The sequence below is a fragment of the Streptomonospora sp. PA3 genome (genome assembly GCF_009728995.1).
Lineage (GTDB): Bacteria > Actinomycetota > Actinomycetes > Streptosporangiales > Streptosporangiaceae > Streptomonospora.
Genome location: NZ_VTZW01000009.1, coordinates 629,739 through 656,659, shown reverse-complemented (window position 1 = coordinate 656,659; position 26,921 = coordinate 629,739). Strand labels below are relative to the sequence as shown.

General features: G+C 73.7%; 24 protein-coding genes. 8 read left to right on the top strand and 16 right to left on the bottom strand.

The genetic code is table 11. The annotated features are described in order from the left end of the window. Window positions 1-42: 42 nt before the first annotated feature. From FZ103_RS11365 to FZ103_RS11345, 5 genes are all read right to left on the bottom strand, one after another. Complete coding sequence (locus FZ103_RS11365; protein ID WP_343233477.1) at window positions 43-954, bottom strand: shikimate dehydrogenase; 912 nt, start codon at window positions 952-954, stop codon at window positions 43-45. Beyond that, complete coding sequence (locus tag FZ103_RS11360; RefSeq protein WP_156000660.1) at window positions 951-2,846, bottom strand: bifunctional sugar phosphate isomerase/epimerase/4-hydroxyphenylpyruvate dioxygenase family protein; 1,896 nt, start codon at window positions 2,844-2,846, stop codon at window positions 951-953. Before FZ103_RS11360 ends, FZ103_RS11365 begins: the two co-directional genes overlap by 4 nt. A 33-nt stretch (window positions 2,847-2,879) precedes the next feature. Further along, a complete protein-coding gene (locus FZ103_RS11355) occupies window positions 2,880-3,878 on the bottom strand; it encodes a DctP family TRAP transporter solute-binding subunit (RefSeq protein ID WP_156000659.1) in 999 nt (332 codons plus the stop codon). Window positions 3,879-3,970: 92 nt separating this feature from the next. Beyond that, the gene (locus FZ103_RS11350) at window positions 3,971-5,245 is read right to left on the bottom strand and encodes a TRAP transporter large permease (protein ID WP_156000658.1); all 1,275 of its coding nucleotides are present in this window, start codon (window positions 5,243-5,245) and stop codon (window positions 3,971-3,973) included. After that, complete coding sequence (locus FZ103_RS11345) at window positions 5,242-5,793, bottom strand: TRAP transporter small permease (RefSeq protein WP_156000657.1); 552 nt, start codon at window positions 5,791-5,793, stop codon at window positions 5,242-5,244. Before FZ103_RS11345 ends, FZ103_RS11350 begins: the two co-directional genes overlap by 4 nt. Before the next feature lie 145 nt (window positions 5,794-5,938). On the opposite strand from FZ103_RS11345, the gene FZ103_RS11340 reads away from it, so the two are divergent. Continuing rightward, window positions 5,939-6,949: a LacI family DNA-binding transcriptional regulator gene (locus FZ103_RS11340; protein WP_156000656.1), complete on the top strand. Its 1,011-nt coding sequence runs from the start codon at window positions 5,939-5,941 to the stop codon at window positions 6,947-6,949. 14 nt (window positions 6,950-6,963) lie between these two features. On the opposite strand, the gene FZ103_RS11335 is transcribed toward FZ103_RS11340, so the two are convergent. Together FZ103_RS11335 and FZ103_RS11330 are read right to left on the bottom strand one after the other, a co-directional pair. After that, window positions 6,964-8,100, bottom strand: a complete 1,137-nt coding sequence (locus FZ103_RS11335; RefSeq protein ID WP_343233476.1) for an MFS transporter — start codon at window positions 8,098-8,100, stop codon at window positions 6,964-6,966. Between the two features lie 80 nt (window positions 8,101-8,180). Next, the gene (locus tag FZ103_RS11330; protein ID WP_156000654.1) at window positions 8,181-9,530 is read right to left on the bottom strand and encodes an FAD-dependent oxidoreductase; all 1,350 of its coding nucleotides are present in this window, start codon (window positions 9,528-9,530) and stop codon (window positions 8,181-8,183) included. Between the two features lie 199 nt (window positions 9,531-9,729). Between FZ103_RS11330 and FZ103_RS11325 the strand changes: the two genes are divergently transcribed. Both FZ103_RS11325 and FZ103_RS11320 read left to right on the top strand, forming a co-directional pair. Then, on the top strand, window positions 9,730-10,143 hold the full coding sequence (locus FZ103_RS11325) for a MerR family transcriptional regulator (protein ID WP_255429875.1): 414 nt from the start codon (window positions 9,730-9,732) through the stop codon (window positions 10,141-10,143). A gap of 16 nt (window positions 10,144-10,159) precedes the next feature. Then, window positions 10,160-11,788 carry a peptide chain release factor 3 gene (locus tag FZ103_RS11320; protein WP_186356120.1) on the top strand — a complete coding sequence of 543 codons (1,629 nt, stop codon included), beginning with the start codon at window positions 10,160-10,162 and terminating at the stop codon, window positions 11,786-11,788. Between the two features lie 52 nt (window positions 11,789-11,840). Here FZ103_RS11320 and FZ103_RS11315 read toward each other — a convergent pair whose 3' ends face one another. Further along, complete coding sequence (locus tag FZ103_RS11315) at window positions 11,841-12,503, bottom strand: TetR/AcrR family transcriptional regulator (RefSeq protein ID WP_255429874.1); 663 nt, start codon at window positions 12,501-12,503, stop codon at window positions 11,841-11,843. A 181-nt stretch (window positions 12,504-12,684) separates the two neighbouring features. Between FZ103_RS11315 and FZ103_RS11310 the strand changes: the two genes are divergently transcribed. Further along, the gene (locus FZ103_RS11310; RefSeq protein WP_343233475.1) at window positions 12,685-13,065 is read left to right on the top strand and encodes a nitroreductase/quinone reductase family protein; all 381 of its coding nucleotides are present in this window, start codon (window positions 12,685-12,687) and stop codon (window positions 13,063-13,065) included. A 200-nt stretch (window positions 13,066-13,265) separates the two neighbouring features. On the opposite strand, the gene FZ103_RS11305 is transcribed toward FZ103_RS11310, so the two are convergent. Beyond that, window positions 13,266-14,504 carry an NAD(P)/FAD-dependent oxidoreductase gene (locus FZ103_RS11305; RefSeq protein ID WP_156000652.1) on the bottom strand — a complete coding sequence of 413 codons (1,239 nt, stop codon included), beginning with the start codon at window positions 14,502-14,504 and terminating at the stop codon, window positions 13,266-13,268. Window positions 14,505-14,701: 197 nt separating this feature from the next. Further along, window positions 14,702-15,367 carry a PadR family transcriptional regulator gene (locus tag FZ103_RS11300; protein ID WP_156000651.1) on the bottom strand — a complete coding sequence of 222 codons (666 nt, stop codon included), beginning with the start codon at window positions 15,365-15,367 and terminating at the stop codon, window positions 14,702-14,704. Window positions 15,368-15,524: 157 nt separating this feature from the next. Between FZ103_RS11300 and FZ103_RS11295 the strand changes: the two genes are divergently transcribed. From FZ103_RS11295 to FZ103_RS11285, 3 genes are all read left to right on the top strand, one after another. Beyond that, on the top strand, window positions 15,525-16,094 hold the full coding sequence (locus tag FZ103_RS11295; RefSeq protein WP_222936654.1) for a GNAT family N-acetyltransferase: 570 nt from the start codon (window positions 15,525-15,527) through the stop codon (window positions 16,092-16,094). 127 nt (window positions 16,095-16,221) lie between these two features. Continuing rightward, on the top strand, window positions 16,222-17,043 hold the full coding sequence (locus FZ103_RS11290) for an NmrA family NAD(P)-binding protein (RefSeq protein WP_156000650.1): 822 nt from the start codon (window positions 16,222-16,224) through the stop codon (window positions 17,041-17,043). Window positions 17,044-17,165: 122 nt separating this feature from the next. After that, a complete protein-coding gene (locus FZ103_RS11285; RefSeq protein ID WP_156000649.1) occupies window positions 17,166-17,810 on the top strand; it encodes a class I SAM-dependent methyltransferase in 645 nt (214 codons plus the stop codon). An 881-nt stretch (window positions 17,811-18,691) separates the two neighbouring features. Here FZ103_RS11285 and FZ103_RS11280 read toward each other — a convergent pair. Next, the gene (locus FZ103_RS11280; protein WP_156000648.1) at window positions 18,692-19,099 is read right to left on the bottom strand and encodes a helix-turn-helix transcriptional regulator; all 408 of its coding nucleotides are present in this window, start codon (window positions 19,097-19,099) and stop codon (window positions 18,692-18,694) included. Window positions 19,100-19,267: 168 nt separating this feature from the next. Here FZ103_RS11280 and FZ103_RS11275 point away from each other — a divergent pair, with 168 nt between their 5' ends. Beyond that, entirely contained in the window at window positions 19,268-21,160 is a 1,893-nt protein-coding gene (locus FZ103_RS11275; protein ID WP_156001050.1) for a heavy metal translocating P-type ATPase, read from the top strand. A 91-nt stretch (window positions 21,161-21,251) separates the two neighbouring features. On the opposite strand, the gene FZ103_RS11270 is transcribed toward FZ103_RS11275, so the two are convergent. The 5 genes from FZ103_RS11270 to FZ103_RS11250 all read right to left on the bottom strand — a co-directional run bounded on the left by FZ103_RS11270 (window position 21,252) and on the right by FZ103_RS11250 (window position 26,884). Further along, a complete protein-coding gene (locus FZ103_RS11270; protein ID WP_156000647.1) occupies window positions 21,252-22,907 on the bottom strand; it encodes a tripartite tricarboxylate transporter permease in 1,656 nt (551 codons plus the stop codon). A 43-nt stretch (window positions 22,908-22,950) separates the two neighbouring features. After that, window positions 22,951-23,736 carry a tripartite tricarboxylate transporter TctB family protein gene (locus FZ103_RS11265; protein ID WP_156000646.1) on the bottom strand — a complete coding sequence of 262 codons (786 nt, stop codon included), beginning with the start codon at window positions 23,734-23,736 and terminating at the stop codon, window positions 22,951-22,953. Then, window positions 23,736-24,719 carry a tripartite tricarboxylate transporter substrate binding protein gene (locus FZ103_RS11260; RefSeq protein WP_156000645.1) on the bottom strand — a complete coding sequence of 328 codons (984 nt, stop codon included), beginning with the start codon at window positions 24,717-24,719 and terminating at the stop codon, window positions 23,736-23,738. Before FZ103_RS11260 ends, FZ103_RS11265 begins: the two co-directional genes overlap by 1 nt. A gap of 162 nt (window positions 24,720-24,881) precedes the next feature. Continuing rightward, complete coding sequence (locus FZ103_RS11255; protein ID WP_156000644.1) at window positions 24,882-25,664, bottom strand: enoyl-CoA hydratase-related protein; 783 nt, start codon at window positions 25,662-25,664, stop codon at window positions 24,882-24,884. 5 nt (window positions 25,665-25,669) lie between these two features. Next, window positions 25,670-26,884 (bottom strand): CaiB/BaiF CoA-transferase family protein, encoded by a 1,215-nt coding sequence (locus tag FZ103_RS11250; RefSeq protein WP_156000643.1) that lies wholly within the window; start codon window positions 26,882-26,884, stop codon window positions 25,670-25,672. Window positions 26,885-26,921 lie beyond the last annotated feature (37 nt).

The window sequence follows — 26,921 nt, the reverse complement described above, 5'->3', positions numbered from 1 at the left end:
CGGCCGGTCAGCGGGGCCGGCGGCGGGCTCTCCGGCGCCCCCTCATTCGGCCGCCAGCAGTTCGTGGAAATGGGCGAGCATGCGGTCGCGGTCGGGGGCCAGGCCGGTGAACAGCTCGAAGGCGTCGGCGGCCTGGAAGACCGCCATGCCGCCGCCGTCCAGCGTGGCGCACCCCTGTTCGCGTGCGCTGCGCAGCAGTTCGGTGCGCAGCGGACGGTAGACGACGTCGGCCACCCACAGCGGCGGCCGCAGCAGGTCCGGCGGGACCGGGACGCCCGGGTGGTGGGCCATGCCCACCGGTGTGGCGTGCACCAGGCCGTCGGCGCCGGCCAGGAGCCGGTCGGGCGCGGCCGCGTCGGCGGCCGCGCAGCGGGCGCCGGGAAAGCGGCGGGCCACCCGGTCGGCCAGCTCCGCGGCCCGCTCGGGGTCGAGGTCGGCGACGACCAGCTCCCGCACCCCCGACACCAGCAGCGCGTGGGCCACCGCCGCGCCCGCGCCGCCCGCTCCCAGCAGCACCACGCGGTCGCGGGGCGCGTGGGGCAGGCCGCGCTCCAGCGAGCGGGCGAACCCCGACCAGTCGGTGTTGTGGCCGATCGCCGATCCCCCGGCGAAGACCACGGTGTTGACCGCCCCGATGGCCTCGGCGTCGGGGGTGAGCCCGTCCAGGACCGGCAGCACCAGCTGCTTGCAGGGGTGGGTGATGTTCAGCCCGTTGTAGCCGAGCCGCCGCGCGGCCGGCACCAGCTCGGCCACCGACTCCGGCGGCAGGTCCAGTTCGGTGATGTCGATGGTGCGGTAGATCAGGGGCCGCCCCGAGGCCGCGGCCTCGCGCTCGTGCATGGGCGGGGTCAGCGAGGGGCCGACTCCGGCTCCGATGAGCCCGACGAGGAAGGAGGGGGCGGTGCCGCGCGCCGCCGAGGTCAGCGCGGCCTCGCCGCCGAGTGCGCCGGTCACCTGGTGCGCTCCGCTCGGTGGGCGGCCATCCGGATCGGGGTGTTGGCCGCGCCGTAGCCCTGGTAGCCGCCGGTGCGCTGCACGACCTCGAAGAAGAGCCGGTTGTCCAGCATCGGCGTGTAGAAGTGGAAGAACTCTCCGGCGCCGGCGCTGTCGTAGAGGATGCCGTTTGCCCGCATGCGCTCGCGCATGGCGGGGGCCAGGTCGGTGCGGGCGGCCAGGTCGGCGTAGTAGTTGTCGGGGATGGGCAGCGGCCCGACGCCGGCGGCGCGCATCGCCTCGGCGGCGGCGAAGACGTCGTCGCAGGAGAAGGCGACGTGTTGGGCGCCGCCGGGGGCGTCGGACGGGGTTCCGCGCCCCAGCACCGAGACGTTGAGCGCGATGCGCAGCCCGCCGTCCGCCGCCGCCAGGGCCCGGCTGCGCACCAGGCCGTCGGGGGCGGCGACCTCCAGGCTGGCGTCGGGCGTGAGGCCCAGCACCGAGCGGTAGAACAGCGAGGCCTCGTCGAAGTGGTCGAAGGGCTGGAACAGCCCCACGTGGTCGATCGCGGCCCGCCCCGCGCCGGCGCCGGCGTGCCGGTCGCGCACCGCCTCCGCGCTGAAGTCGGCCAGCCACTCCCGGCCCTCCTGCCGACCGGGGCAGAAGAAGACGGCCGTGCCGTCGGGGGCGGCGACCGCGTTCAGGCGGGACTCGGCGGGGTCGCGCCGCCGCGGCAGGGTCGGCGCGAGGAGCCGGTCGGCGCGCTGCGCGGCGCGGTCGGGGTCGGCCACCTCCACGCCCAGCGCGGTGACGGCGGCGTCGCCGCCCCAGGTGTGGCCGAGCCGGGGATCGGTGGAGCTGAGCAGGACGCGGGCGCCGCCGCTGCTCCACAGCTGGACGGGTTTGGACCGGTGGTCGTTGGTGTGGGCGAAGCCGAGCGCGGCCAGCACGGCGCGCACCCGCTCCGCGGCGCCCTCCTGCGCGGCGACCTCGACGAAGGCGTAGCCGGTGTCCTCGGGCGGGTCGGGCAGGCGGGCGAGGGAGACGCGGGGCCGTGCGCCGCCGGCCCCGGGCCCCTCGTCGGCCCGACCGCCATCCCGCTCGCGGTCGAGCGCGTCCTCCAGCACCGACAGCGACCGCAGGGCGTCGGCCGCGGTGCGGGCGGGGTCGGAGGCGCGGAAGACGTCGTTGAACACCTCCAGCGACAGCGGGCCGGTGTAGCCGGCCGCGAGCACGTGCCGGGTGAACGCGGTCAGGTCGAATCCGCCCTGGCCGGGGAAGCACCGGTAGTGCCGGCTCCACTGCAGCAGGTCCATGGCCATGTAGGGGGCGTCGGCCAACTGCAGGAAGAAGATCTTGTCGCCGGGGATGTCGCGGATGCCGGCGGGGTCGCCGCGCCTGGACAGGATGTGGAAGCTGTCCAGGCAGACGCCCAGGCGGGGGTGGTCGGCATCGGCGACGATGCGCCAGGAGTGCTCGTAGTCGTGGACGCGGCGGCCCCAGGCCAGCGCCTCGTAGGCGATGCGGACGCCGTAGGGGGCGGCCGTCTCGGCGAGGCGGTGGAGTTGGGCCGCCGCGCGGGCGTCGTCGTCGATGGCCTCTTGTGAGGCGTTGGAGCAGACGAGCAGCGTGTCGGCGCCGAGTTCGAGCATCAGCGCGAACTTGGCCTCGGCTCGGCGCAGGTTCCGCTCCAGGAGGTCGTCGCCGACCCCCTCGAAATCGCGGAACGGCTGGTAGAGGTCGATGCCCAGGCCGAGGTCCGCGGCCATCGCGCGGATCTCGCGCGGCGGCATCGGCGAGGCGACGAGGTCGTTCTCGAAGATCTCGACCCCGTCGAACCCGGCCGCCGCGGCCGCCCGCAGCTTCTCCTCCAGCGTGCCGCTGAGCGATACGGTGGCGATACTGCGCCGCATGTACGTTGCTCCGCTCCGTCGTGTCCGGTCCGCTTACCTGGCCTCTTGGAACGCCTGGTAGAGCTCCAGCGACTCGCCTTCGAGATTCTTCTCGAAGTAGTCGCGGGCCCGGGCGCGGAAGGCGTCCACGTCGACGTCGTCGACGATCTTCACGGTGTCCTGGGCCTTCCACTCGTCGACGATCTTCTGCTCGGCCTTCTCGATGCACTCGCGGTTCTTCGCGCGGGTCTCGCTGACGGCCTTCTGCAGGGCCTCCTGCTGCTCGGCGGAGAGCTTGTCCCAGGTCTTGCCCGAGACGACGATCATCTGCGAGCCGATCTGGTGGCTGGTGAGGCTGACGTGGGACTGCACCTCGTCGAAGTTCTTGCTGTCGATGGTGGGGATGGGGTTCTCCTGGCCGTCGACGGTGCCCTGCTGCAGGGCCAGGTAGACCTCCTCGAAGGCGACCGTGGTGGCGTCGGCGCCCAGGGCCTTGGCGTTCTGCAGGTAGATCGGGGAGTCGGGGAACCGCATCCGCAGGCCCTTGAGGTCCGCGGGCTTGCGGATGGGCTTGTTGGCGGTGAAGTGGCGGTCGCCGAAGTACCAGACGTCGAGGATCTTGGTGTCGGTGGCCTCCTCGAAGTCCTTCTTGATGGTCTCGGAGGCCTCGGAGTCGAAGAAGCGGAACAGGTGGTCGGCGTCGTCGAAGGCGTAGGCGGCGTCGAACACGCCGATCGGCTTGTAGGTCGACCCGAGCGCGGCCGAGCCCTGCACGTCCATGTCGATGTCGCCGGACATCACCGAGGAGAACGTCTCGGTGTTCTCGCCGAGCTGGCTGTTGGGGAAGGTGTCGACGGTCATGCCGACGTCGGCCTTCTCGACCTTGTCGGCCACCAGCTCGATGCCGCAGCGGGTGTGGGGGTGGTCCTGGGTGTAGCTGTTGGCGAAGGAGAGGGTGATTCCGGAGTCGCCGGATCCGCTCCCTCCGCCGCAGCCGGCGAGGGTGAGCGCGGCCACGGGGAGCAGGGCCGCCCAGCGAAGACTGGTGCGCATCGTAAACGCCTCCTAATGGGGGAAGGTGGGACGGTGCCGCCTGGCGGCGGGACGGGGTCGGGTCGGGGTCGGGGGAAAGGTGCGGGTCCGGGCTAGAGGTCGAGGTGTTCGGGAAGGAACAGCACCAGCTCGGGCGCCACGGTCAGCAGGGCGAGGACCGCCAGCAGGGGGAGCAGGAACGGGGCGGTGCCGCGGAACACCTCTTGCATCGGGGTACGAGTGGCCGAGCCCAGGACGAACAGCACTCCGCCGATGGGCGGGGTGAGCAGGCCGATCATCAGGTTGACGATGGTGACGACGCCGAAGTGGACAGGGTCCACGCCGAACTGCACGGCCACCGGCAGCAGCACGGGGACGGTGATCACCAGCGCGGCGACCGGCTCCAGCACGGTGCCGATCAGGATCAGCACGACGTTGACCAGCAGCAGGAAGACCACCGGGCTGTCGGTGAGCCCGAGTAGGACGGTGGCGATGTCCTGGGGCACCTGCTCGCGGGCCAGGATCCAGCCGAGCAGCCCGGAGGCCGCCAGGATGATCGCGATGGAGGCCGCGGTGGTGGCGGTCTCCACCGCGATCCGCCACAGCGTCCGCAGGTCCAGCTTGCGGTAGCAGAAACCCAGGACGAACACGTAGGCGGCGCCGACCGCCGCGGCCTCGGTGGGGGTGAACAGGCCGCTGAGGATGCCGCCCAGCAGCAGCACCGGCGCGCCCAGCGGGCCGAGCACCCGCAGCACGGCGCTGCCGACCTCGCCCCGCTCGGGGCGCCGGCCGGCGAGGTGGTGCTGGCGGCGCCCCCAGATGAAGACCGCCACCGCGAGTCCGCTCGCGATCAGCAGGGCGGGCACGACCGCGGCGGCGAACAGCGCCGCCGTCGAGACCGTGGCCACCGAGGCGTAGACGATCGCCGGGATGCTGGGCGGCATCACCGGACCGATCAGGCTGGAGGCCGCGGTGAGCCCGAGGGAGAACCGGCGGGAGTAGCCGCGGTCGGTCATGGCCGGGACCGTCATCTTGCCGACGCCGGCGACGTCGGCCAGTGCGCTGCCGCTCATCCACGCGAAGCCGAGGCTGACGCCGATGTTGACGTAGCCCAGGCCGGCGCGGACCCGGCCGAAGAGCACCTGGGCGAAGGCGAAGATGCGGTCGGCGATGCCCGTGTGGTTCGCCGTCACCCCGACCAGGACGAACAGCGGCACGGCCAGCAGGGGGAAGCTGTCGATCTCCTGGGCGGCGGTGCGCAGGCTCAGCCCGGTGGACTGGTCGGTCAGCGCCATGTAGGCCATGCAGGGGCCCAGGATGGCGAAGGCGATGGGGACCCGCAGCACCAGCAGCAGCAGGATCCCGGAGACGACCAGGAGGGCGTTCATCGGGCGCCCTCCCCGGTGTCGGCGGGCAGCGCCTCGGCGGCGTGCGGCGGGCCGGCCAGGAAGGCGTTGGCGGCGGCGCGCAGGGCGGCCAGCACCAGCCCGACGAGCGGGATCACATAGACCCAGGCGGTGGGGATGCCGAGGGCGGGCGTGGTCATCGGCGAGCCGCCGAAGACCAGTTCCACCGCCTCGGCGACGAAGGCGGCGCAGACGGCCGCCACCACCAGGTTGGCCGCGATCCACACCCCGCGGCGCAGCCAGGCCTGCGGCGCGAAGTCGATCAGCTTCAGGGTGATGTGCTCGTCGCGCCCCAGGAGGTAGCCGACCAGCGAGAAGCTCAGCCACACCAGGCCCAGCCGGGCGAGTTCGCCCGTCCACACCCACCCGGACACGGGCAGGTGGCGCTGGAGCGCCTGGGTCAGCATCAGCGCGAAGATCATGGCCAGGAGTGCGACGCCCGCGGTCAGCTCCGCGGCCTCCAGCCACCGCAGCGCCGCCGGGCGGGCGCGCGGCGGCCCGTCGCCGGGCGCTTCGGGGGTGTCGGTCATCCGGGGCTCCACTCGATGAAGACGTAACGGTGCTGCTCAGGACGGTAGGGCCCGCCTGGAGCAGGAATGATGTGAACCCTAGGTTTCCGCCGCGAAACATGGCAAGCGATTGCCAAATGTTGCCATCGCGCGTACAACGGACACCATGAGCTCCCCCAAGCGCACGACCGTCTACGACGTCGCCCGCGAGGCCGGTGTCGCCGCCTCCACGGTCTCCCGCGCCTTCAGCAACCCCCGCCGGGTCAACGCGACCACCCGCCGGCACGTGCTGGCCGTCGCCGAGCGCCTGGGCTACCACCCCAGCCCGCTGGCCACGGCGCTGCAGTCGGGGCGCACGGCGACCCTGGCGATGCTGGTGCCCGACATCGCCAACCCGCACTTCTTCGGCACGATCCGGGGCGCGGAGCGCCGGGCGACGGCGGCGGACATCACCTTCATCCTCGGGTTCACCGAGGAGTCCGCCGACACCGAGCGCGACCAGATCGAGCGCCTGGCCCGCTCGGTGGACGGGTTCGTGCTGGCGTCGAGCCGCATGCCCGACTCCACCACCGCCGACCTCGCGCGCGAGCACAACCTCGTGCTGGTCAACCGGGAGGTCGACGGGCTGCCCAGCGTGGTCGTCGACAATGCGTCGGGCAGCGCGCAGATCGTCGACCACCTGGCCTCGCTGGGGCACCGCTCACTCGTCTACCTCTCCGGCCCCCACCAGTCCTGGCTCGCGGGCGAACGCTGGAGGGCGCTGTCGGCCGGGGCCGGGCGGCGCGGCATGGGCGCGACCCGGCTGGGCCCGTTCCCGCCGCAGGTCGCGGGCGGGGGCGCGGCCGCCGATGCGGCGCTGGTGTCGGGGGCGACGGCCGTCGTCGCCCACAACGACCTGCTGGCGATCGGCATTCTGCGGCGGCTGGCCGAGCGGGGGGTGCAGGTGCCCGAGCAGATCAGCGTGGTCGGCTACGACGACATATTCGGCGCCGACTTCTGCGTGCCGGCGCTGACCACCCTGGCGGGCCCGCAGGAGGAGGCCGGCCGGTCCGCCGTGGAGATCCTGCTGACCACGGGGTCGGCCCGCGCCGACCCGGAGTCCCCGCGCCGCGTGGTCCTCCCCTCCCACCTGGTCATCCGCGACTCCACGGGCCCGGCGCCCGACCCGGGCCGCTGAGGGCGGGCGCGGCGTCACCCGCGGCCGGGGGCGGGGCGGGTGGCCAGCGCGGCGACGGCGCCCAGGCCGCCGATCGCGGCCAGCGCGGCGAACAGCGCCGGATAGCCGCCCAGCGGCCCGGCGAGGGCGGCGCCGGCCCAGGGGGCCAGGGCGATCGCCAGCATCAGCGGCGTGTGCAGGATGCCGTTCAGCGTGGCGTAGCGCTCGGTGCCCCACCGGTCGGCGACCGCGGTCGCCTGCAGCAGCGTGAAGGCGCCGCGCGCCACTCCCGCGAGCAGCCCCAGCAGCAGGACGGCGGCCGCGGGGCCCGGGACCGCGGCCAGCAGTCCGGTCGTCGCCGCGCATCCGGCGAGCACGAGTACCGCGCGGCCCCGCGCACCGGTGCGGGCCTCCAGCGGGAGGTAGGCGAGCCGGCCCAGCACCTGGCCGATGCCGCCGACGCCCAGCACCCAGGCCGCGGTCGCCGTGTCGAACCCGCGCGCCTGCAGCAGCGGCACCTGGTTGACCACCACCGCGTACACCCCGAAGGCGCCCAGCGTCAGGGCCGCGGTCAGGGCCAGGAACCGCCGCTGGGCGATCGTGCGGACGATGTTCGGCCCGCCGCGGGACCGTGCGTGCCTGCTCGCGGCGGGCCAGGGCGGCGTCAGCGCGAACCCGTGCAGCGGAGCCACCACGACCAGCAGGATCGCGGCCAGCACGAGGTAGGCGCCGCGCCATCCCAGCCCGGCCTCCAGTGCGGCGGTAAGCGGGGCGAAGACGGTGCTGGACAGCCCGGCGACCAGGGTCAGGACCGTCACCGCCGTCGTGCGGGCGGCGCCGAACCACGCGGTGAGCGCGGCGAACGCCGGCGGGTAGAACAGGCCGGACATCGCGGCTCCGGCGCACAGCCAGGCGGCCGCGAAGCCCCACAGGCCGGGAGCCAGCGCCATCCCCGCCGTCGCGGCGGTGCCGATCAGCGCGGCGGCGGTCATGACCGTCCGCGGTCCCACCCGCTCCAGCAGCCGGCCCACCCCGGCCCCGGCCACCGCCGTCACGACCTGGGCCGCGGAGAACGCGGCGGTGACCGCCCACAGCGACCAGCCCGTGTCGGCACTGATCGCCGGGGCCAGCACGGGAAACGCGTAGTACAGCACGCCGTAGCTGGTGGTCACGGTGACGCAGAGAGCGGCCAGCGCGCGGCGCCGCCGCGGATCAGCCAGAACCGCGGCGGCGCCGGTGCCGGGCCGCGGCCTCAAGGCAGCGGCACGGCGGCCGGGCGTTCCACCTCCACCGGAAGCGGTGCGGGTCCGCAGCAGCCGCCCGCCGCGGAGTCCTCCGGAGCGCCGGTCTCGTCGGCGAGCCCCGATCCCTGGCACACGCCGGTCTCGGGCAGGGTCAGCTCCACCCGCGCCGCTGCGGCGTGGTCGCCGGCGAGCGCGGCGGCGATGCTGCGGACCTGCTCGAACCCGGTCAGCGCCAGGAAGGTGGGCGCGCGGCCGTAGGACTTCATCCCCGCCAGGTAGAAGCCGGGCTCGGGGTGGGACAGCTCGGCGGCGCCGTGCGGGTAGACGGTGCCGCAGGAGTGCACGTTGGGGTCGATGAGCGGGGCCAGCTCGACGGGCGCCTGGAGCGCGGGGTCCAGGCCCAGGCGCAGCTCCCCCAGCGGTGCCAGGTCCGGGCGGAATCCCGTCAGCGCGATCACCTCGTCTACCGGGTCGAGCGCCCGGCCCTCCTCGTCGGCCAACACTACGCCGGAGTCGCCCGCGCGCACATCGGCGGTGGCGAATCCGGTGGCCGCCTCGATGCGACCGGAGGCCATGGCGGCTCGGGCCCGCTCGCCGAGGGCGCCGCGGGCGGGGAGGCCGTCGTCCTGCCCGCCGCCGAACGCGTCGCCGACGGCGCCGCGGCGCAGCACCCACAGCGCGCGCGTGCCGGGCGCCTCCTCGGCGAGTCCGGCGAGGGCGACCAGCGCCGTCAGCGCCGAGTGGCCGCTGCCCACCACGGCCGTGCGGCGGCCGGCGTAGCGGGCGCGGAGAGCGGGGTCGGCGAGGTCGGGGATCCGGTAGGCGATGCGGTCGGCGGCGGCCGCCTCGCCGAGGGCGGGCAGGCCGTCGCCGCCCAGCGGGTTGGGGGTGCCCCAGGTGCCCGAGGCGTCGACCACGGCGCGAGCGGTGATGCGCCGCTCGCCGCCGCGCGAGTCGCGGACGCGCACGGTGAAGGGCAGTTCGGCGCGGTCGGCGTCGACCACCCGGTCGCGTCCCCGCCGGCACACCCCGACGACCTCGGCGCCCAGGTGCACCCGGTCGCCGAGCGCCGCGGCCAGGGGCTCCAGGTAGGTCTCGGCCCACTGGGCGCCGGTCGGGTAGCCGACCGGGTCGGGGCGGGTCCACCCGCGCTCGGCCAGCAGCCGCTCGGCGGCCGGGGAGACCAGGTCGCGCCAGGACGAGAAGAGCCGCACGTGTCCCCATTCGCGCACCGCGGCGCCCGCGCGGGCGCCCTTGTCCAGGACCAGCACCGGCAAGCCCCTCTCGGCCAGCTCCGCAGCGGCGGCCAGTCCCACCGGGCCCGCGCCGATCACCACGACCGGATGCGCCTCAGACATGGAGACCCCTTTCATTGATGTTCGTCGATCTATGTGCGTGAAGGCGAATTTATCGACTCCCATCAATGAAATCAACCATCGATCAATGTCGATCCACGCAAAAGCAGTGCCTCGTCCCGAGCCGCCGGCGAAGCGGCGCCCCCTGTCCTGGACCGTCGTTTCTCACGTACGGGTAGAGTCGGACCCGGGAGGTGCGTCCATGGGCGCCGAGCACATGCAGATCGGCCAGGTCGCCCAGCGCACGGGCCTGTCGCTGCGGACGATCCGCTACTACGGCGAAGTCGGGCTGGTAGAGCCCTCGGCCCGCTCGCGCGGCGGATTCCGGCTCTACACCGAGGCCGACGTCGACCGGCTGCTGCTGATCAAGCGGATGAAACCGCTCGACTTCAGCCTGGAGGAGACCCGCGACCTGCTGCAGACCCTCGACGGCCTGGCCGAGCCGGGACTGGCCGAGGACCGGCGGGCGGCCCTGGCGGCCCGGCTGGACGCGTTCGAGCAGGCGGCCGACGAGCGCTGCCGCGTGCTGCGCGAGCAGTTGGCCATGGCCGAGGAGTTCGCCCACCGGCTGCGCCATCGGCGGCGCACGCACCCGGCCCCGATCGACCACAGGTGAGGAAACAGCAGCAGCGGTGAGTACCACGGCCTCAGAAACCGACACCAAGACCAGCGCGGAGGTCGCCGAGGAGGCGGCCCGGCGGCGCACCTTCGCCGTCATCTCCCACCCCGACGCCGGCAAGTCCACCCTCACCGAGGCGCTGGCCCTGCACGCCGCCGCGATCACCTCGGCCGGCGCCGTGCACGGCAAGGGCTCGCGCCGGGGGGTGACCTCCGACTGGATGGAGATGGAGCAGGCGCGCGGCATCTCCATCACCTCCGCCGCCCTGCGCATCGACTACGGCGACTGCGTGCTCAACCTGCTCGACACCCCCGGCCACGCCGACTTCTCCGAGGACACCTACCGGGTACTCTCGGCGGTGGACTGCGCGATCATGCTGCTGGACTCGGCCAAGGGCCTGGAGCCCCAGACCCTCAAGCTGTTCGACGTCTGCCGCTCCCGCAACACCCCGGTCATCACCTTCGTCAACAAGTGGGACCGGCCCGGCCGCGAACCGCTGGAGCTGCTGGACGAGATCGAGCAGCGCATCGGCCTGCGGCCCACCCCGCTGAACTGGCCGGTGGGCATCGCCGGCGACTTCCGCGGCCTCATCGACCGCGCCGAGGGCTCCTACACCAAGCTCTCCCGCACCCCCGGCGGCGCCACCCGCGCCCTGGAGGAGCGCATGGACGCCGAGCAGGCCGCCGAGGTCGAGGGCGAGGAGTGGGTCCAGGCCACCGAGGAGCTGGAGCTGCTGGAGGAGATCGGCGCCCACTTCGACGAGGAGTCGTTTTTGGCCGGGCAGTCCTCGCCGGTGCTCTTCGGCGCCGCGCTGCCCAACTTCGGCGTGTCCCAACTGCTGGAGGCGCTGGTGCGGCTGGCGCCGGCGCCCCACGACCCCGCCGACGCCCGCGGCGGGCGGCGCCCCATCTCCGCGCCGTTCTCCGGCCAGGTGTTCAAGATGCAGGCCAACATGGACAAGGCCCACCGCGACCGCATGGCCTTCCTGCGCATCGCCTCGGGCCGCTTCGAGCGCGGCATGGTCCTCACCCACGCCGCCACCGGCAAGCCCTTCGCCACCAAGTACACCCAGGCCGTCTTCGGCAGCGAGCGCTCCACCATCGAGACCGCCTACCCCGGCGACGTGATCGCGCTGGTCAACGCCGCCGCGCTGAGCGTGGGCGACACCCTCTACGCCGGGCCCAAGGTGGAGTTCGCCCCCATCCCCAGCTTCTCCCCCGAGCACTTCGCCGTGGCCCGCGCCAAGGACTCCGGGCGCTACAAGCAGTTCCAGCGCGGCATCGCCCAGCTCGACGCCGAAGGCGTCGTGCAGGTGCTGACCTCCGATGTGCGCGGCGAGCAGGCGCCGGTGCTGGCCGCGGTGGGCCCGCTGCAGTTCGACGTGGTCGCCCACCGCATGTCCGAGGAGTTCAACGCCCCCATCGACCTGGCGCACCTGGAGTACTCGCTGGCCCGGCGCACCGACGCCGACTCCGCGCCCAAAGCTCACGCCCTCTCCGGCTGCGAGGTGCTCAAGCGCCGCTCCGACGGCGAGCTGCTGGTCCTGCTGCCCAACAAGTACCGGCTGCGCGTGGTCGAGCGCGACAACCCCGACCTGGTCCTGGAGCCGCTGCTGGCCGGAGGCGTCGACACCGACGCCTGATCCGGCTCCGCGCGCCCGATCCGGCCCCTGCCCCGGTACGGCCGATCACGCCCTACCGCAGGCGCAGCGCGTCGTAGAGGTCGAGTGGGGCGGGCGGCGGGAGGGGCTCGGACGGGGCGGTCCTGTCGGCGCGGAAGGCGTCGAGCAGGTAGGCCACGAGCCGCCTGGACGCGGCCCGCGCCGCCTCCGGCGACCGGGCCGAGATCCCGCTGTTGGCCATGACCAGCAGCGTGAAGTCCTCGGGGGCGAAGTCGGCGCGCAGCCGGCCGGCGTCCTTGGCGCGCCTGGTCAGCTCGGCCAGGCCCCGCATGACGCGGTCCAGCTCCCCGCCGACTCCGAACTCCTGGAAGTAGGCCGCGACGAACGCCGCGTTGAAGCCCCGGTCGCCGGCCTGCACGGCGCAGACCTGCTCGACGGCGGTGCGGAAGGCGTCCCACGGATCGGGCCCGGAATCGGCCAGCGCGTCGTCGATCGCCGCCTCGCACGCGGCGAACCCGTCGGCGAAGACCTCGCGGAGGAGGTCCTGCCGGGTGGGGAACCGGCGGTAGAGGGTCGCCACGCCCACACCCGCGTTCCTGGCGATCGCGGCCATGGGCACGTCGATCCCGCGCTCGGCCAGCAGTTCGGCGGCGACCTCCAGGATCCGGTTGCGGTTGTGCCGGGCGTCGGCACGCAGACCCGGGCCTGCGGCCGGAGCGGCGCGGCCGGGCGCCATGCGAGAGTCCTCGGCGGCCATTCCTCTCACTTCCGTGCAACCGGACGGGGGTCTCCACTTATCCGGCTAGTGTGGCGGCGGACCCGCGTCCGCGTCCACCCGCACGGGTCCCGCCGCCGCGGCGAAGCCGGCCGCGCCCGGCGCTCACGCACCGCCCGCCCACCCCACGCCTGGAGGCCCCGTGCGATACAAGGGACCGCTCCCCCGCCGCCTGACCCGCCCCGTCAACGCCTGCGTGTCCGCACTGCGCCACTCGCCGCGCTGGGGGCGCTTCATGCGCAGGCGCCTGACGGTCGTCACCTATACCGGGCGGCGCTCGGGGCGCACGTTCTCCACCCCCGTGGGCTACCGGCGCCAAGGGGGAACGGTCGCGATCAGCGTCATGATGCCCGAGCGCAAGCAGTGGTGGCGCAACTTCACCGGCGCGGGAGGCCCGATCTCGCTGGACCTGGACGAAGGTGTCCGCACCGGCCACGCGGTCGCCGAGACCGACGCCGCAGGCCGGGTGACGGTCACCGTCCGCCTCGACGGCGGCGACCCGCCGGCCCGAGGCGCCGACTGAGAGGGCACGCGGCGCCGCACGCCGCCGAACTCTGCCCCCCGCCGACCGGCCTCGAAGACCGGTGTGGAATCCGGGCCATCGCCGGCGCACGGCTGACTGCATGCGCGTAGCCGCCTGGTCGCCCCGAGGCCGGCCTCCGGCCCTCCCGCCGGTGGGGCCGGGGGTGCGCACCGCCCCGGCCCCACCGCGGACCGCCCGGTTCAGCGCCCGCTGCCGGCCGCAGAGCTTGCGGCGCCCGCCCCGGGCTCCGGCTCCCGCACGGGGGCGTCCCAGTCGATCCGGTACCTCTGTTCGGCGCCGAAGGTCCTCTCCGGCCTGAGCGCCGTCCGCAGGAGGAGCCGCATCAGTACCGGCATCAGCACACGGGCGGCGGGGCCGGGGGCCTTGAGCGTGTTCGTCTTGGCCGCGCGGGCGGCGACCTTCTCCACCCGCGGACGGCGCAGGCGCTCGTAGGCGGCGAACGCGCGGGGGGCGTCGGGCAGGTCGCGCAGGCAGCGGGCCAGCTCGACGGCGCTCTCCACGGCCAGGGACGCGCCCTGGCCGGAACTGTTGGACGGTGCGTGCACCGCGTCGCCCACCAGCACCATGCGATCGCTGTGCCAGTGCGGCACATGCGGCAGGATGTGCAGCGACCCGGCCGCCTGCAGCCGATCGGCCGGAGTGCTGCGCACCAGCCGGCCGCCCGGGTCGTCGTCGCCGTAGATCTCGCGCAGCCGCCGCGCCCACGCCTCGGGCCGGACCTCGCGCGCCTCGGTGAGGGTCATCGGCCCGTCCTGGGGGAGGTTGGCGCCCCAGCCGGTGCGGCCGTCGGGGAGGGGCCAGTAGAGGTAGTAGGCCCGTTTACCGAAGGCGAAGTTCAGCGAGCCGGGTTCGCGCCCCACGCGGTGGTCCGCCACCCCTTCGAGACCCAGCACGCCGGTGTGGCCCGGGTCGGGCGCCCCGGGGTCGATCAGCTTGCGGACCGCGGAGTGGATGCCGTCCGCGCCGACGAGCACGTCCGCGCCCGCCGACGTGCCGTCGGCGAAGCGGGCCGTGACACCGCCGGGCCCCTCGTCGGCCGCCACGAGGCGCTTGCCGTACTCCACGCGGATTCCGCGGGAGAGCGCGAGGTCGTGCAGTGCGCGATACAGCCCGGCGCGCTGCACGAGCCGCATCGGCGGCAGCCCCGCCAGGTGCGGCAGTTCGACCTCGGTGCCGCCGAACGACAGCGCCGAGCGGCTGATCGGCACCGAACCGTCCTCGGCCGCGTGGCGGGCCCCGACCACCTCCAGCGCGGCCTGGCCGTTCGGCGCGATCGCGAGACTGCCTCCAATGCCGTCGGCGGTGGAGGGGTGCGCCTCGTAGACCACCGCCTCGATTCCCGCCTTCTGCAGCGCCAGCGCGGCGACGGGGCCTGCGATGCCGCCGCCGATCACCAGCGCGCTGCGTGTTCCGGACATGACTCTCCTCAGGATTCTCCGCGGCACCGACCGTTCGGTGCCTTCAGGGGTTCGGTGGGTTTCTCGAACCGCACCCCGCGAGGCGAGCCGGATATCCTGCGTCTGCCACGTCGCGACCGGACTCGCTTGTTCCGGGTTTCGGTTCGAGGGCGGGGCCTCGGCGGCGGTGCTGCAACACCTCCGCCGGGGCCTTTCGGCTATCGGTCGGCCTCCCCTCTGTCGGCCGGGCTCGGCGCCCCCGCCTGCCCGGCGCCGCCGGTCGGCGCTCCGCCGGCGGCGTGCCAGCGGCGCCACTCCTCCAGGCCGGGGAAGCTCCCGGAGGACAGTTCGCCCACGAGTGAGCGCACCCACTCCGCCTCGGCCTCGCGGACGGCGATCTCATACTCGTCCTCGACCAGGAACAGCCGCGGCACCTCCCGGCGGTGCCGGTCCAGCGCGGCGCGCAGGTCAGCGATGCCCGCGTCCAGGGCGTGAAGCCGGCGCCGGAGCATCTCCAGGGCCTCATCGGGCTCAAGGGCGGCGAGCACCGAAAGGCCCGCCTTGAACCTGGGCCACTCCGGCTGCGGCGTCGACACCAGCTCGCTCGCCCAGTCGACGAGTTCCGCCCGGCCCGCGTCGGTGATCCGGTAGATCGTCCGCTCCGGACGGGCGCCCGCGCGCTCGCTCTCGACCGCTTCCACGAACCCGTGTTTGGCGAGGTTGCCCACCACGGTGTAGAGGGAGCCCCACTTGATCTCCATGTCCTCGCCCTTGCCGCGGGAGCGCAGCACGGAGGCGACCTCGTAGGGGTGCATCGGGCGCTGCACGACGGCCGAAAGGACGGCGAGCGCGAGCAGGTTGCCCACTTTGCGGCGACTGGCCATGTGTATCCCTCGTATACGATTACTCGTTTGCGAGCATACGGCGCCGAGTGATCGTCGGCAATGCTTCCCCGTCGCCGACACCCGCGGCGCGGGTTGCGGCACCAGCGAAGGCGGCGGGCGCGACAGGCCCGCCGGCCCTGCGGACGGCGTATGCTCGGTGCTCCGCGAACCCCACGGGGGCACGATGTTCACCTGGCGCAGGATCGGCCCGCAGGACTTTCCGCTGCTGTGCGAGTGGCTGGCGCAGCCGCACGTCGCGCGGTGGTGGAACCACGAGACCTCCGCCGAGGCGGTGGCACGCGACTTCGGCCCCGCGGCGCGCGGCGAGGAGCCCTCCCAGGACTGGCTCGCGCTGCTCGGCGGCGCTCCCGTCGGCCTGGTGCAGCGGTCGCGCCCGGCCGACTACCCCGAGGAGTTCGCCTCGCTGTCGGCGATCACGGCGGTGCCCGAGGGCGCCGTCGCGATCGACTACCTGATCGGGCCGCCCGACCGCATCGGACGCGGCATCGGCACCCGGATGATCCGGACGTTCGTCGACAAGACCTGGCGCGACTGCCCGGAGGCGCCGGCGGTCATGGTCGCCGTCGTCGCCGCCAACGCCGCCTCCTGGCGCGCCCTGGAGAAGGCCGGCCTGGAGCGCGTGGCCAGCGGCGCCATGGAGCCCGACAACCCCGACGACGAACCGCTGCACCACATCTACCGGATCGACCGCCCGGCCGGGGTGTGACCCCGCCGGCGCACCGCGGACGGCTCCCTGTCGAACAGGGCCGAGGAACCCCGATCGCCGCACGGTGGCGGACAGCAGGCGGCCGCGACCGTCGCTAGCTTCGGCACCGAGGCGAAGGGAGTTTGCGATGACCGTCCTCGTCACCGGCGCCACCGGAAATATCGGGCGCCCCCTTGTACGGCGGTTGCTCGCCGGCGGGCACCGGGTCCGTGCGCTGACCCGCGATCCCGCCCGGGCCGACCTCCCGGCCGGCGCCGAGGTCGCCGCCGGGAACCTCAGCGACACCGCGAGCCTGGAGGCGGCGTTCGCCGGGGTCACTGCGGTCCACCTGATCGGTTTCGGCGACGACTACCGGCCGCTGGAGAACGGGCCGCAGATCGTGGAGCTGGCGGTCGAGGCCGGTGTCCGCAAGGCCACCGTGCTGCGGGGCGAGCTGGAGGAGACCGGCTTCACCCGCGCCGTCAAGGCCGGCGGGCTGGAGTGGACCGACCTGATGCCGGTCGAGTTCATGTCCAACACCCTCGAATGGGCGGATTCGGTGCGCGGCGAGGGCGTCGTCCGCGACGGCTTCCCCACCGCCAAGAGCGCGATGGTCCACGACGCGGACGTGGCCGCCGTGGCCGCGGCCGTGCTGACCGGCGACGGCCATGCGGGCAGGCGGTACCTGCTGACCGGGCCGCAGGCCCTCACCCCGCCCGAGAAGGTGCGCGTCATCAGCGAGGTCCTCGGCCGCGAGGTCGGCTACGTCGAGACGAGCCGGGACGACATGGTCGAGCTGTGGCGCGGCCAGGGCTTCGGCGACTCCGACATCGCGTTCTTCCTGCAGATGCGAACCGATCCGCCCGAGGCGGGCTACACCGTCCTGCCCACGGTCCAGCAGGTCACCGGCCGCCCGGCCCGCACCTTCGCCCAGTGGGTCGGCGAGCACGCCGCGGCGTTCACCGGCTGAGGGGCCGGCGGCGGGCGGGCCGGGCCGCGGGAAGGCCGGCGCGGTGCGCGGCGCCCCTCCCCGCCGGGCATCGGCGGTGGGATAGTGGTGGCTGAAGGAGCGGGACGAGGGGGAGGGCGGCTGTGGCGAACGCTTACTGGGAAGGCCCCGGATCCGCCAAGACCTTCACCCATCCGGTTCCGCTCCAGGCGATCGCCGCGCGGCTCACCCCCGACGCCCGGGTTCTGGACTTCGGTTGCGGATACGGGCGGGCGATGCGCGACCTCGCTCGGGCGGGCTACCGCGACACCGTGGGGACCGACCCCTCGGCGGCGCTCATCGCGCGCGGCCGGCGCGAGTCGCCCGACCTGCGGCTGGAGCACGCGCCCGAGCTGCCGCTGGCCCATCCCGACGGCGCCTTCGACGCCGTCCTGCTGATCTCGGTGCTCGCGGTCGTCCCCGACGACGGCGACCAGCGCCGCATCGCCGCCGAGGCCGAGCGGCTGTGCGCGCCCGGCGGCCTGGTGTTCCTGTGCGACTACCCCCTGCAGAACAGCGAGCACTACCGTGCCGTCTACGCCGCCTCGCCCCATCCGGTCCACGGCGTCTTCACCACGCCCGACGGCGGCGTGTTCCGCCACCACGATCGGAGCCACCTGACCGCCCTGTTCCCGGCCTGCGAGGTCGTGGCGGCCGAGGAGTCGGAAACCACCAGTCTCACCGGCCGCCCGATGCGCGCCCTGCAGTGGGTCCTGCGCCGCACCCCGGCCCCCGGCGCAGGCGGGTAGCGGCCCGGCCCCCGCCCACCGGCCCGGTGCCCGCCGGTACAGCACGCGGGCGGCGCACCTACGTCGTGTTCGAGCACGACGGGGACGCCGCTTCCCAGGAACCCACCGGGCACCACCTGGCGCGGCCACCACCGAGGCTGCGGCAATGGGTGCGCATCGCGAAGCGCGATCCGCCCACCCGTCAGCCCGCCACCACCCCAGCGGAGACGCTTCGCGTCACGTGTTTGCTCGCCGCCGAGCGCACGCTGAACCTGTCAGGTGGAGCCGCACCACCGGTGGCGGAACTCCGGCAAAAAGGTGCACCGTGCGCTCGGCGGCAAGCCGGCTCTGATTAGGTACGTGGCGCGAAGCGCCTCCGTTGGGGCGGCGGCGGGTGACGGGCGGGCGCTACGCGCACCACAGCCCCATTGCCGCAACCACCGTGGTGACCGGCCACTTAAACAGCACATAGAGCCATTCAGAGACGCCGCTTCCCAGGAACCCACCGGGCACCACCTCGGGCGGCCACCACCGAGGCTGCGGCAATGGGTGCGCATCGCGAAGCGCGAGCACAGCTTGCCGCCGAGCGCACGCGGAACTTGCTAGGTGGAGCCGCACCACCGGTGGCGGGACTCCGACACAAACGTGCACCGTGCGCTCAGCGGCAACCCGGCTCTGATTAGGTACGTGGCGCGAAGCGCCTCCGTTGGGGCGGCGGCGGGTGACGGGCGGGCGCTACGCGCACCACAGCCCCATTGCCGCAACCACCGTGGTGACCGGCCACTTAAACAGAACGCGGAGGCATTCGGGGACGCCACTTCCACCCGTACACCTGAACCGGAATGCCGAACGCCCGGCTTGACTTGACTCGCTCCGCCCGCGGTCGCGTCGCGCAACCACCCTCAGCGCAGCGCCGCGTCCTCCTCGGGTGTGGCCGCGGCGGTCTCGGCGGCGGAGTCCGCGCCCGCGCCGCCGAGGCGCAGGTGCTCGACGTGGTAGAGCGCGTGGTCCAGCAGGGCGGCGACGTGGTCGTCGTGCAGGTCGTAGACCACCGAGCGGCCCTGCCGCGTGCCCATCACCAGGCCGAGGTTGCGCAGCAGGCGCAGCTGGTGAGAGCAGGCCGACTGCTCCATGCCCACCTCGGCGGCCAGGGCCGTGGCGGGCAGCGGTCCCTCGCGCAGGCGGGCGAGGATCAGCAGCCGCGAGGGGGTGGCCAGCGCCTGGAGGGTCGTGGCCACCTGCTCCGCGTCGGCCGCGTCGAGCCGGGTGCGGAGGGCGTCCTCGGCGGGGGTGGTGACTCGGTGACCCATGCGGCCAGTCTATCCCCAGGACTCATGAACACTTGAATTGTTGTTCATGTGTTCCTGTAAGGTGGGATCCGCACATCCGCAGGTTCGTGTGGAGGGACCCCCGTGACCGCTGTGCTCTCGCCGCCGGCGCCGCCGGACACCGCCCGCCCGCCCGGGCGGCTCGCCCGGATGCTCGCCCTGTCCGAGGTGCGCTGGGCCGCCGCCGCGCTCGCCCTGTTCGCCGCCGCGCTGCCGCTGCACCTGCTCGGCGCCCCCGCCTGGACGTGGGGGGCGCTCTACGCGCTCACCTACGCGGCCGGCGGCTGGGAGCCGGCGCTGGAGGGGCTGCGCGCGCTGCGCGAGAAGCGGTTGGACGTCGACCTGCTCATGGTCGCCGCCGCTCTGGGCGCCGCCGCGATCGGCCAGGTGCTCGACGGCGCGCTGCTCATCGTCATCTTCGCCTCCTCCGGCGCGCTGGAGGCCGTGGCCACCGCCCGCACCGCCGACTCCGTCCGCGGTCTGCTCGACCTCGCCCCGCAGCGCGCCTGCCGGGTCCGCGCCGACGGCGCCGAGGACGTCGTGCCCGCCGCCGACCTTCGCCCGGAAGACGTGATCGTGGTACGTCCGGGCGAGCGCGTGGGCGCCGACGGCCGCGTGGTCGCCGGTGCGGGCGAGGTCGACCAGGCGTCCATCACCGGCGAGCCGCTGCCCAAGGCCAAGCAGGTCGGCGACGAGGTCTTCGCCGGCACCGTCAACGGCACCGGGGTGCTGCGCGTGGCGGTCGAACGCGACCCCGCGGACTCGGTGATCGCCCGCATCGTGGCCATGGTCGAGGAGGCCGCGCGGACCAAGGCCGACACCCAGCTCTTCATCGAGAAGGTGGAGCAGCGCTACTCGGTGGGCATGGTCGCCGCCACGCTGGCCCTGTTCACGGTGCCGCTGCTGTGGGGAGCCGCGCTGGAGCCGACCCTGCTGCGGGCGATGACGTTCATGATCGTCGCCTCTCCGTGCGCGCTCGTGCTGGCCACCATGCCGCCGATGCTCGCCGCGATCGCCAACGCCGGGCGCCACGGCGTCCTGGTCAAGTCGGCCCGCGCTCTGGAGCGGCTCGCCCGCTGCGACCGGGTGGCGCTCGACAAGACGGGCACGCTGACCCAGGGCGCGCCCCGGCTGGCCGACGTGCGCCCGCTGCCCGGCTCCGGCCTGGACGCGGACGGGCTGCTGGGCCTGGCCGCCGCGGCCGAGCACCCCAGCGAGCACCCCCTCGCCCGCGCCGTCGTCGAGGCGGCCCGCGCCCGCGGATTGGAGATCGCGCCCGCCGCGGACTTCTCCTCGGTCCCCGGGCGCGGCGTGGCCGCCACCGTGCACGGCCGCCGGATCGAGGCGGGTTCACCGGCGCGCCTGCTGGGGCGGGGCACACCCGGGGCGGCCGCCGCCGAGGCCGCGTCGCTGGCGGAGCGCGGCCGCACGGCCGTGCTCGTGCTGGTCGACGGCAGCCCGGCGGGCCTGCTGGGCATCTCCGATCGGCTGCGCCCCGACGCCGCCGCGGCCGTCGCCGGCCTGACCGAGGAGACCGGCGCCCCGCCGCTGCTGCTGACCGGCGACAACCCCCATGCCGCCGAGCACGCGGCGGCCGAGGCCGGCATCGCCGACGTCCGCTCCGGGCTGCTGCCCGCGGACAAGGTGGCGGCGATCCGGGCCGTCGAGGCCGACGGCCACCGCGTGCTGATGGTGGGCGACGGGGTCAACGACGCCCCCGCGCTGGCGGCCGCCCACACCGGGGTGGCGATGGGCGGCGCCGGGGCCGATCTGGCCCTGGAGAGCGCCGATGCGATCGTGGTCCGCGACGAGCTGGCCGCCGTGCCCGCGGCCGTGCGGCTGTCGCGCCGAGCGCGCAGGCTGGTCGCGCAGAACCTGGTGATCGCCGGGGTGTTCATCGCGGGACTGGTCGCCTGGGACCTGGCGGGCACCCTGCCGCTGCCGCTCGCGGTCGCCGGCCACGAGGGCTCCACGGTCCTGGTCGCGCTCAACGGCCTGCGCCTGCTGGGCGAGGGCGCCTGGCGCCGGGCCCGCGGCCGGTGAGGGTCCGCGCGCCGCGCACCCGACACACGTGCGCGTCCGCCGGAGCCCGGACTGCGGCGGGCTCCGGCGGACGCGCGGCGGGTGCCCCGGCTCACCCGCCTCCGGAGACCTCGTGCCGCCGGGCGTCCTCGGGTCCGCTCCCGGAGTCGTCACCGGGAGTGCCCCGCGGCCCGTCCGTCCCGGCATCTCCGGCATCCCCGGATTCCCCGGTGCCTGCGGCGCCGGCGGGGCGGCGTGCCCGCACGAACCCGGCCGCGGCCCGCTTGAGCGGCGCCCCCAGCAGGGGCGCGCACAGCACCAGCACGAGCACGGCCAGCAGCACCAGCGAGGGCGTGCGCTGCACGAAGACCTCCATGCCGCCGTCGAGCAGGAGCGTCTGGCGCAGGGTCTCCTCGGCGATGGGCCCCAGCACCAGTGCGATGACCGTCGCCGCGGGGGTCAGGCCGTACATCCGCATGAAGAACCCCAGCACGCCGCAGGCGAACATGATGCCCACCTCGACGACGCTGCCGTTGACCGCGAACGCGCCGAACGCGCACAGGATGATGACCAGCGGCCCCAGGGTGCGGAACGGCGTCTTGGTGACGGCGGCGAACAGCGGGATGCAGAACACGCTCACCAGCAGCAGCATGACGTTGCCCAGGTACATGCTGGAGATCAGTCCCCAGGCGAACTCCGGCTCCTGGGCCATCAGCAGCGGCCCCGGCTGCAGACCCCACATCAGGAACCCGCCCAGCAGCACGGCGGTGGAGGCCGAGCCGGGGATGCCCAGGGTCAGCAGCGGCACCATCGCACCGGTCGCCGCGGCGTTGTTGGCCGACTCCGGGGCGGCCAGGCCCTCCACGGCGCCCTTGCCGAAGCGCTCGGGGCGCTTGGACAGGCCCTTCTCCAGGCTGTAGGCGATGAGCGAGGCGACGGTCGCGCCGGCGCCGGGGATCACGCCCAGCACGAACCCCAGCGGGGTGTTGCGCGCGATCGGTCCGCGCGCCAGGCGCCACTCCTCCCGGCTGGGCCAGAACGGGCCGGTGCGCCGGTCCAGCCGCATCGGCGTCGCACCGCCGCGGTGCCCGCCGCGGTAGAGGGTCCACAGGATCTCCCCCAGCCCGAACAGGCCGATGGCCACGGGGATGAAGTCGATCCCGTTGATCAGCTCGGTGGAACCGAAGGTGTAGCGCTGGGTGCCGCCGCCCACGTCGATGCCCACGGTCCCGATGGCGAAGCCGATCAGCACCGAGATCAGCCCGCGCTGCCAGTTGCGGCCGACGAGCACGACGAGGGTCAGCAGCCCGATGACCACCAGCAGGAAGATCTCGGGCGGACCGAACGACGCGGCCATCCCGGCCATCAGCGGCGCCGTGATCGTCAGCAGCACGACCGCGATCGTGCCCGCGACGAACGACGCGGCCGCCGCGATGACCAGCGCCGGACCGGCGCGCCCCTTCTGGGCCATGGGATGGCCCTCCAGGATGGTGGCCACCCCGGCCGAGTCTCCGGGGGTGTTGATCAGCACCGCCGTGATCGTGTTGCCGTACATCGCGCCGTAGTAGACGGCGGCGAGCATGACGATCGCCGTGGTGGGGTCCAGGCCGAAGGTGAGCGGGAGCAGGATCGCCAGTCCCGCCGAGGCGCCCAGGCCGGGGATCGCACCGACGAACATGCCCACGAGCACGCCGATGCACAGGAAGAGGAGGGTGGTGGGCGAGAGCACCCCGATGATGCCGTTCACCAGGTTGGCGAAGATGTCCATACTGGGCTCCGAGGTCTGCGGCGGCTTGCGAAGGGCGCTCTGGTCAGAGCGGCAGGATCCCGGGCGGGAGCTGCGCGTTGAGGCCGTAGACGAACACGGCGTACAGCACCACCGGGAAGGCCGCCCCGATCACGACGGAGCGCACCGGGTGCGACCTGTCGCAGACCAGCAGCGCCGCGATGAGCGCGAGCGAACCGGTGATCACGGCGCCCACCGGCACCATCACGGTGACGAAGAGCGCGAGGATCCCGCACAGCGCCGCGACGGCCCAGGGGTGGCGCCGGTGCTCGTCGTCTGCGGGGGCGCTGCCGCCGGCGGGCGGGGCCGCCGGAGCGGGGGCGGACGCGCCGGCCCGCTCGGCCTCGGCGGTGTCCGCCTCACCCTGCGCGGTGGATGCGGCCGCCCGGGCCCCGCCGGCCTGCTCGACCCGCTCGGCCTGCTCGGAGCCGCTCCGCGCGGACTGCTCGGCCGGATCGGCCGCGCGGGCGGCGCGCATGCTCTGCACGACGCACAGCGCGCACGCGGCCACACCCAGCACGCCGATGATCCGCGGGAAGAGCCCGGGGCCGACGCGGCCGGCCGTCGTCTGCCACTCCATCCCGAAGGCCATGGCGGTGTACCCGGTCAGCAGGGCGCCAAGGACGAGGTAGAAGACCGTCTGCCCCGACACCGCCGGCCGCCGCCCGGCGGCGGATCCGCCGGACCCGCCGCCGGTCTGAGCCCGGGCCCCGTCCGGCTCCCCCCTGCCGTCCCCGGCACCGTCCGCTTCCTGCTCGGCGGATGCGCGCTGGAACGGCAGGCGCACCCGCGACGTCGGCGTCTTCGCCATCAGATGGCCCCCTGCTCCTTCAGCTCCTTCTCGAAGCGCGCCGAGGTGTCCTCCAGATAGACGGTGAAGTCGTCGCCCCACCGGACGTCGGCGGTGAGGTGGTTCTTGTCCAGGTAATCCTGCCAGGCCTTGGTCTTGACCACCTTCTTCATGGTCGCGATCCACCATTCCCGGGCGTAGTCGGGAGCGTCGGGCGGCAGGATGAGCCCGCGCGGCATGGAGACCAGGCCCTCATAGCCCTTCTCCTCGCCGGTGGGCACGTCGGGCAGCGCCTTCATCCGCTCGGGGCCGGTGAACAGCAGCGGGTTCACGTCGCCGCTTTCGACCTGGCCGAGGATGGAGCCCGGGTTGGAGACGATCGCGTCCAGCGAGCCCGAGGACAGGGCGGTCTGCAACTGCCCCTCCTCGTTGAAGGGGATGTACTCGATCTCGTAGCCGGCCTGGTCGGCGAGGGCGGCCTGGATGATGTAGTCGACGTTGACCGTGCCGATGCCGCCGACCGAGACCTTGCCCTTGTCCTTGGCGTGGTCGACCCAGTCCTCCCAGGTCTTCAGGCCGCTCGACTCCGGGGTCACGAAGAGCATGTCGTCGGTGGCGAACAGCCCGATGTGGGTGAAGTCGGCGTGGGTCCACCCGGTGTCGGCCTGCAGCGGCGTGGTGATGAACGACCCGGACGTGGTCGAGATGACGTAGGGGTCGCCGGAGTTGCTGAGCAGGTGGCCCCAGCCCTTGGCGCCGCTGCCGCCCTCGCGGTTCTCCACGACGATGTCCTGGGGGTAGAGCTCCTCCTGCTTGAGGATGTCGACGATGGTGCGCGACATGATGTCGTTTCCGCCGCCGGGCCCGAACGCGACCGTCCAGTCGAGTTCCTTGCTCGGGTAGTTGTCGGGGTTCTCCTGGACCGCCGTGCCCGCACCGCAAGCGGTGACGGTGGCCAGCAGCGTGGCCGAGGCGAGTAGGATTCCGGTCTTCTTGAGCGGCATGGCGGTGCCTCCTTGCCGGCGCGATGCGCGTTTTTCCGGTTGGGGGGTTGGCGTCGGGGGGATGCGGGCCGCCGGAGCGGCGCTGGGTGCGGGGCGGGAGCGGGCCCGCGTCCCGCTGGTGCGGATGCGACCGGTCGTGCGGGCAGCGGAGGCGCGCCGCCGTCACGACCAGGTGAACTCGGGAGCGCGCTTCTCCAGGAAGGCGCGCACGCCCTCGGCGTAGTCCTCGGTGTCGAACGAGGCGTTGCGCAATTCGGTGGTCTCGGCGTCGTCGCGGCGCTGGCCGGCGACGATGCGCCGGACGATCTCCTTGGCAGTACGGACGCTGTACTGGGCGCGCCCGCTGACCAGCTCAGCGAAGGAGTAGGTCTGCTCGGCCAGGTCGTCGGGTTCGGTCACGACGTCGACCAGGCCGGTGCGCAGCGCGTGCTCGGCGTCCATGCGCTGGCCGGAGAACAGCACCCACTTGGCCTGGGCGGGCCCGACCAGGTCCACCAGCCGCCGGGTGGACTCCAGGCTGTAGACGAGGCCGAGCTTGGCCGGGGTGATGGCGAACTTCCCCGCGGTGTCGCTGAAGCGCAGGTCGCAGGCCAGGGCCAGGCCGCAGCCGCCGCCGACGCAGTAGCCGTGGACCATGGCGATGGTGGGCTTGGCCATGCCCTCCAGCGCCTGCTCGGCCGCCGCGACCTGCTCGTTGTAGGAGCGGGCGCTCTCGGCGTCGGCGCGCACTTCGCGGAACTCGCTGATGTCGGCGCCGGCGGCGAAGGCCTTGGTGCCCGCGCCGCGCACCACCAGCACCTTGACGCGGGGATCGTCGTCGATACCGCGCAGGACTCCGGGAAGCTCGCGGTACATCTCCAACCGGATGGCGTTGCGGGTCTCCGGCCGGTTGAGAGTCAGGGTCGCCACCGCGCCGGAGCGCTCGACCTGGAGGTCGTCGGACATGCTGCCTACTTTCCGTGCAGTTCGGGGTGCTCGTCGAAGGCGACGCGCTCGGCGTAGAGCGCCTCGATCTCGTCCTCGCTCAGACCGGCGTCGGCGAGGACGTCGCGGGTGTGCTGGCCCAGCCAGGGCGCGGGGCCCTGGATGCCGAACTCGGCCGAGCCGAACTTGGCGGGCGGGGAGATGGTGCGCATTGGGCCGATGATGGGATGCTCGACCTCGCTGATCATCCCGCGTGCTGTGACGTGCGGGTCGTCCAGCGCCTCGGCGTAGGTGAGCACCGGGCCGCCGGGGACGCCGGCGCGGTCGAGGATCTTGATCCACTCGGCGGTGGTGCGGGTGGCGGTGACCTCCTCGATCTCCTCTTGGAGCTCGTCGATGTGCTCCATGCGCGCCGTCAGGGTGGCGAAGCGCTCGTCCTCCAGCCAGGCGGGCCGCTCCAGGGCGTCGAGGACCAGGCGGCGCCAGAGCCGGTCGTTGTTGGCTCCGATCGTCACATAGCCGTCGGCCGTGCGGTAGGCCTGGTAGGGCGTTGATCTGCGGTGGCGGGTGCCGGTGGGGGCGGGTTCCTCGCCGCTGCCGAAGTAGGCGCCCGACTCCCACACCGTCCACGCTAGGCCCGCATCGACGAGGGAGATGTCGATGTAGTCGCCTTCGCCGGTGGCGCGCCGGTTCAGCTCGGCCGCCAGGATCGAGTAGATGGCGGTGGCGCCGGCGGCGATGTCGTTGATGGCGATGCCCACCTTGGTGGGGCGGCCCTCGGGGTGGCCGGTCATGCGCATGAAGCCCACCGCGCCTTGGGCCATGATGTCGAAGCCCGGCCGGTCGCGGTAGGGGCCCGTCTGGCCGAACCCGCTGATGGAGCAGTACAGCAGAGCCGGGTTGATCTCGCGCAGGGAGTCGTAGTCGATGCCCAGGCGCTTGACCACTCCCGGGCGGAAGTTCTCGATGACCAGGTCGGCGCGGGCGGCCATGCGCAGGAAGGCATCGCGGCCGCGCGGGTCCTTGAGGTCGAGGGAGGCACTGCGTTTGCTGCGGTTGGGCATGCCGAAGGGGTAGCTCTCGCCGTTGACCTTGGGCGCCAGCCGGCGCGAGTCGTCCCCCGTGACCGGCTGCTCGACCTTGACCACGTCGGCTCCCAGCTCCGCCAGCACCATCGTGCAGTACGGCCCGGAGAGGAAGCGGGTGAGGTCGAGAACCCGGAATCCGTCGAGCGGCTTCATCCACGCACCTGTTTCTTGGATTTCCCGTATAGTGGGA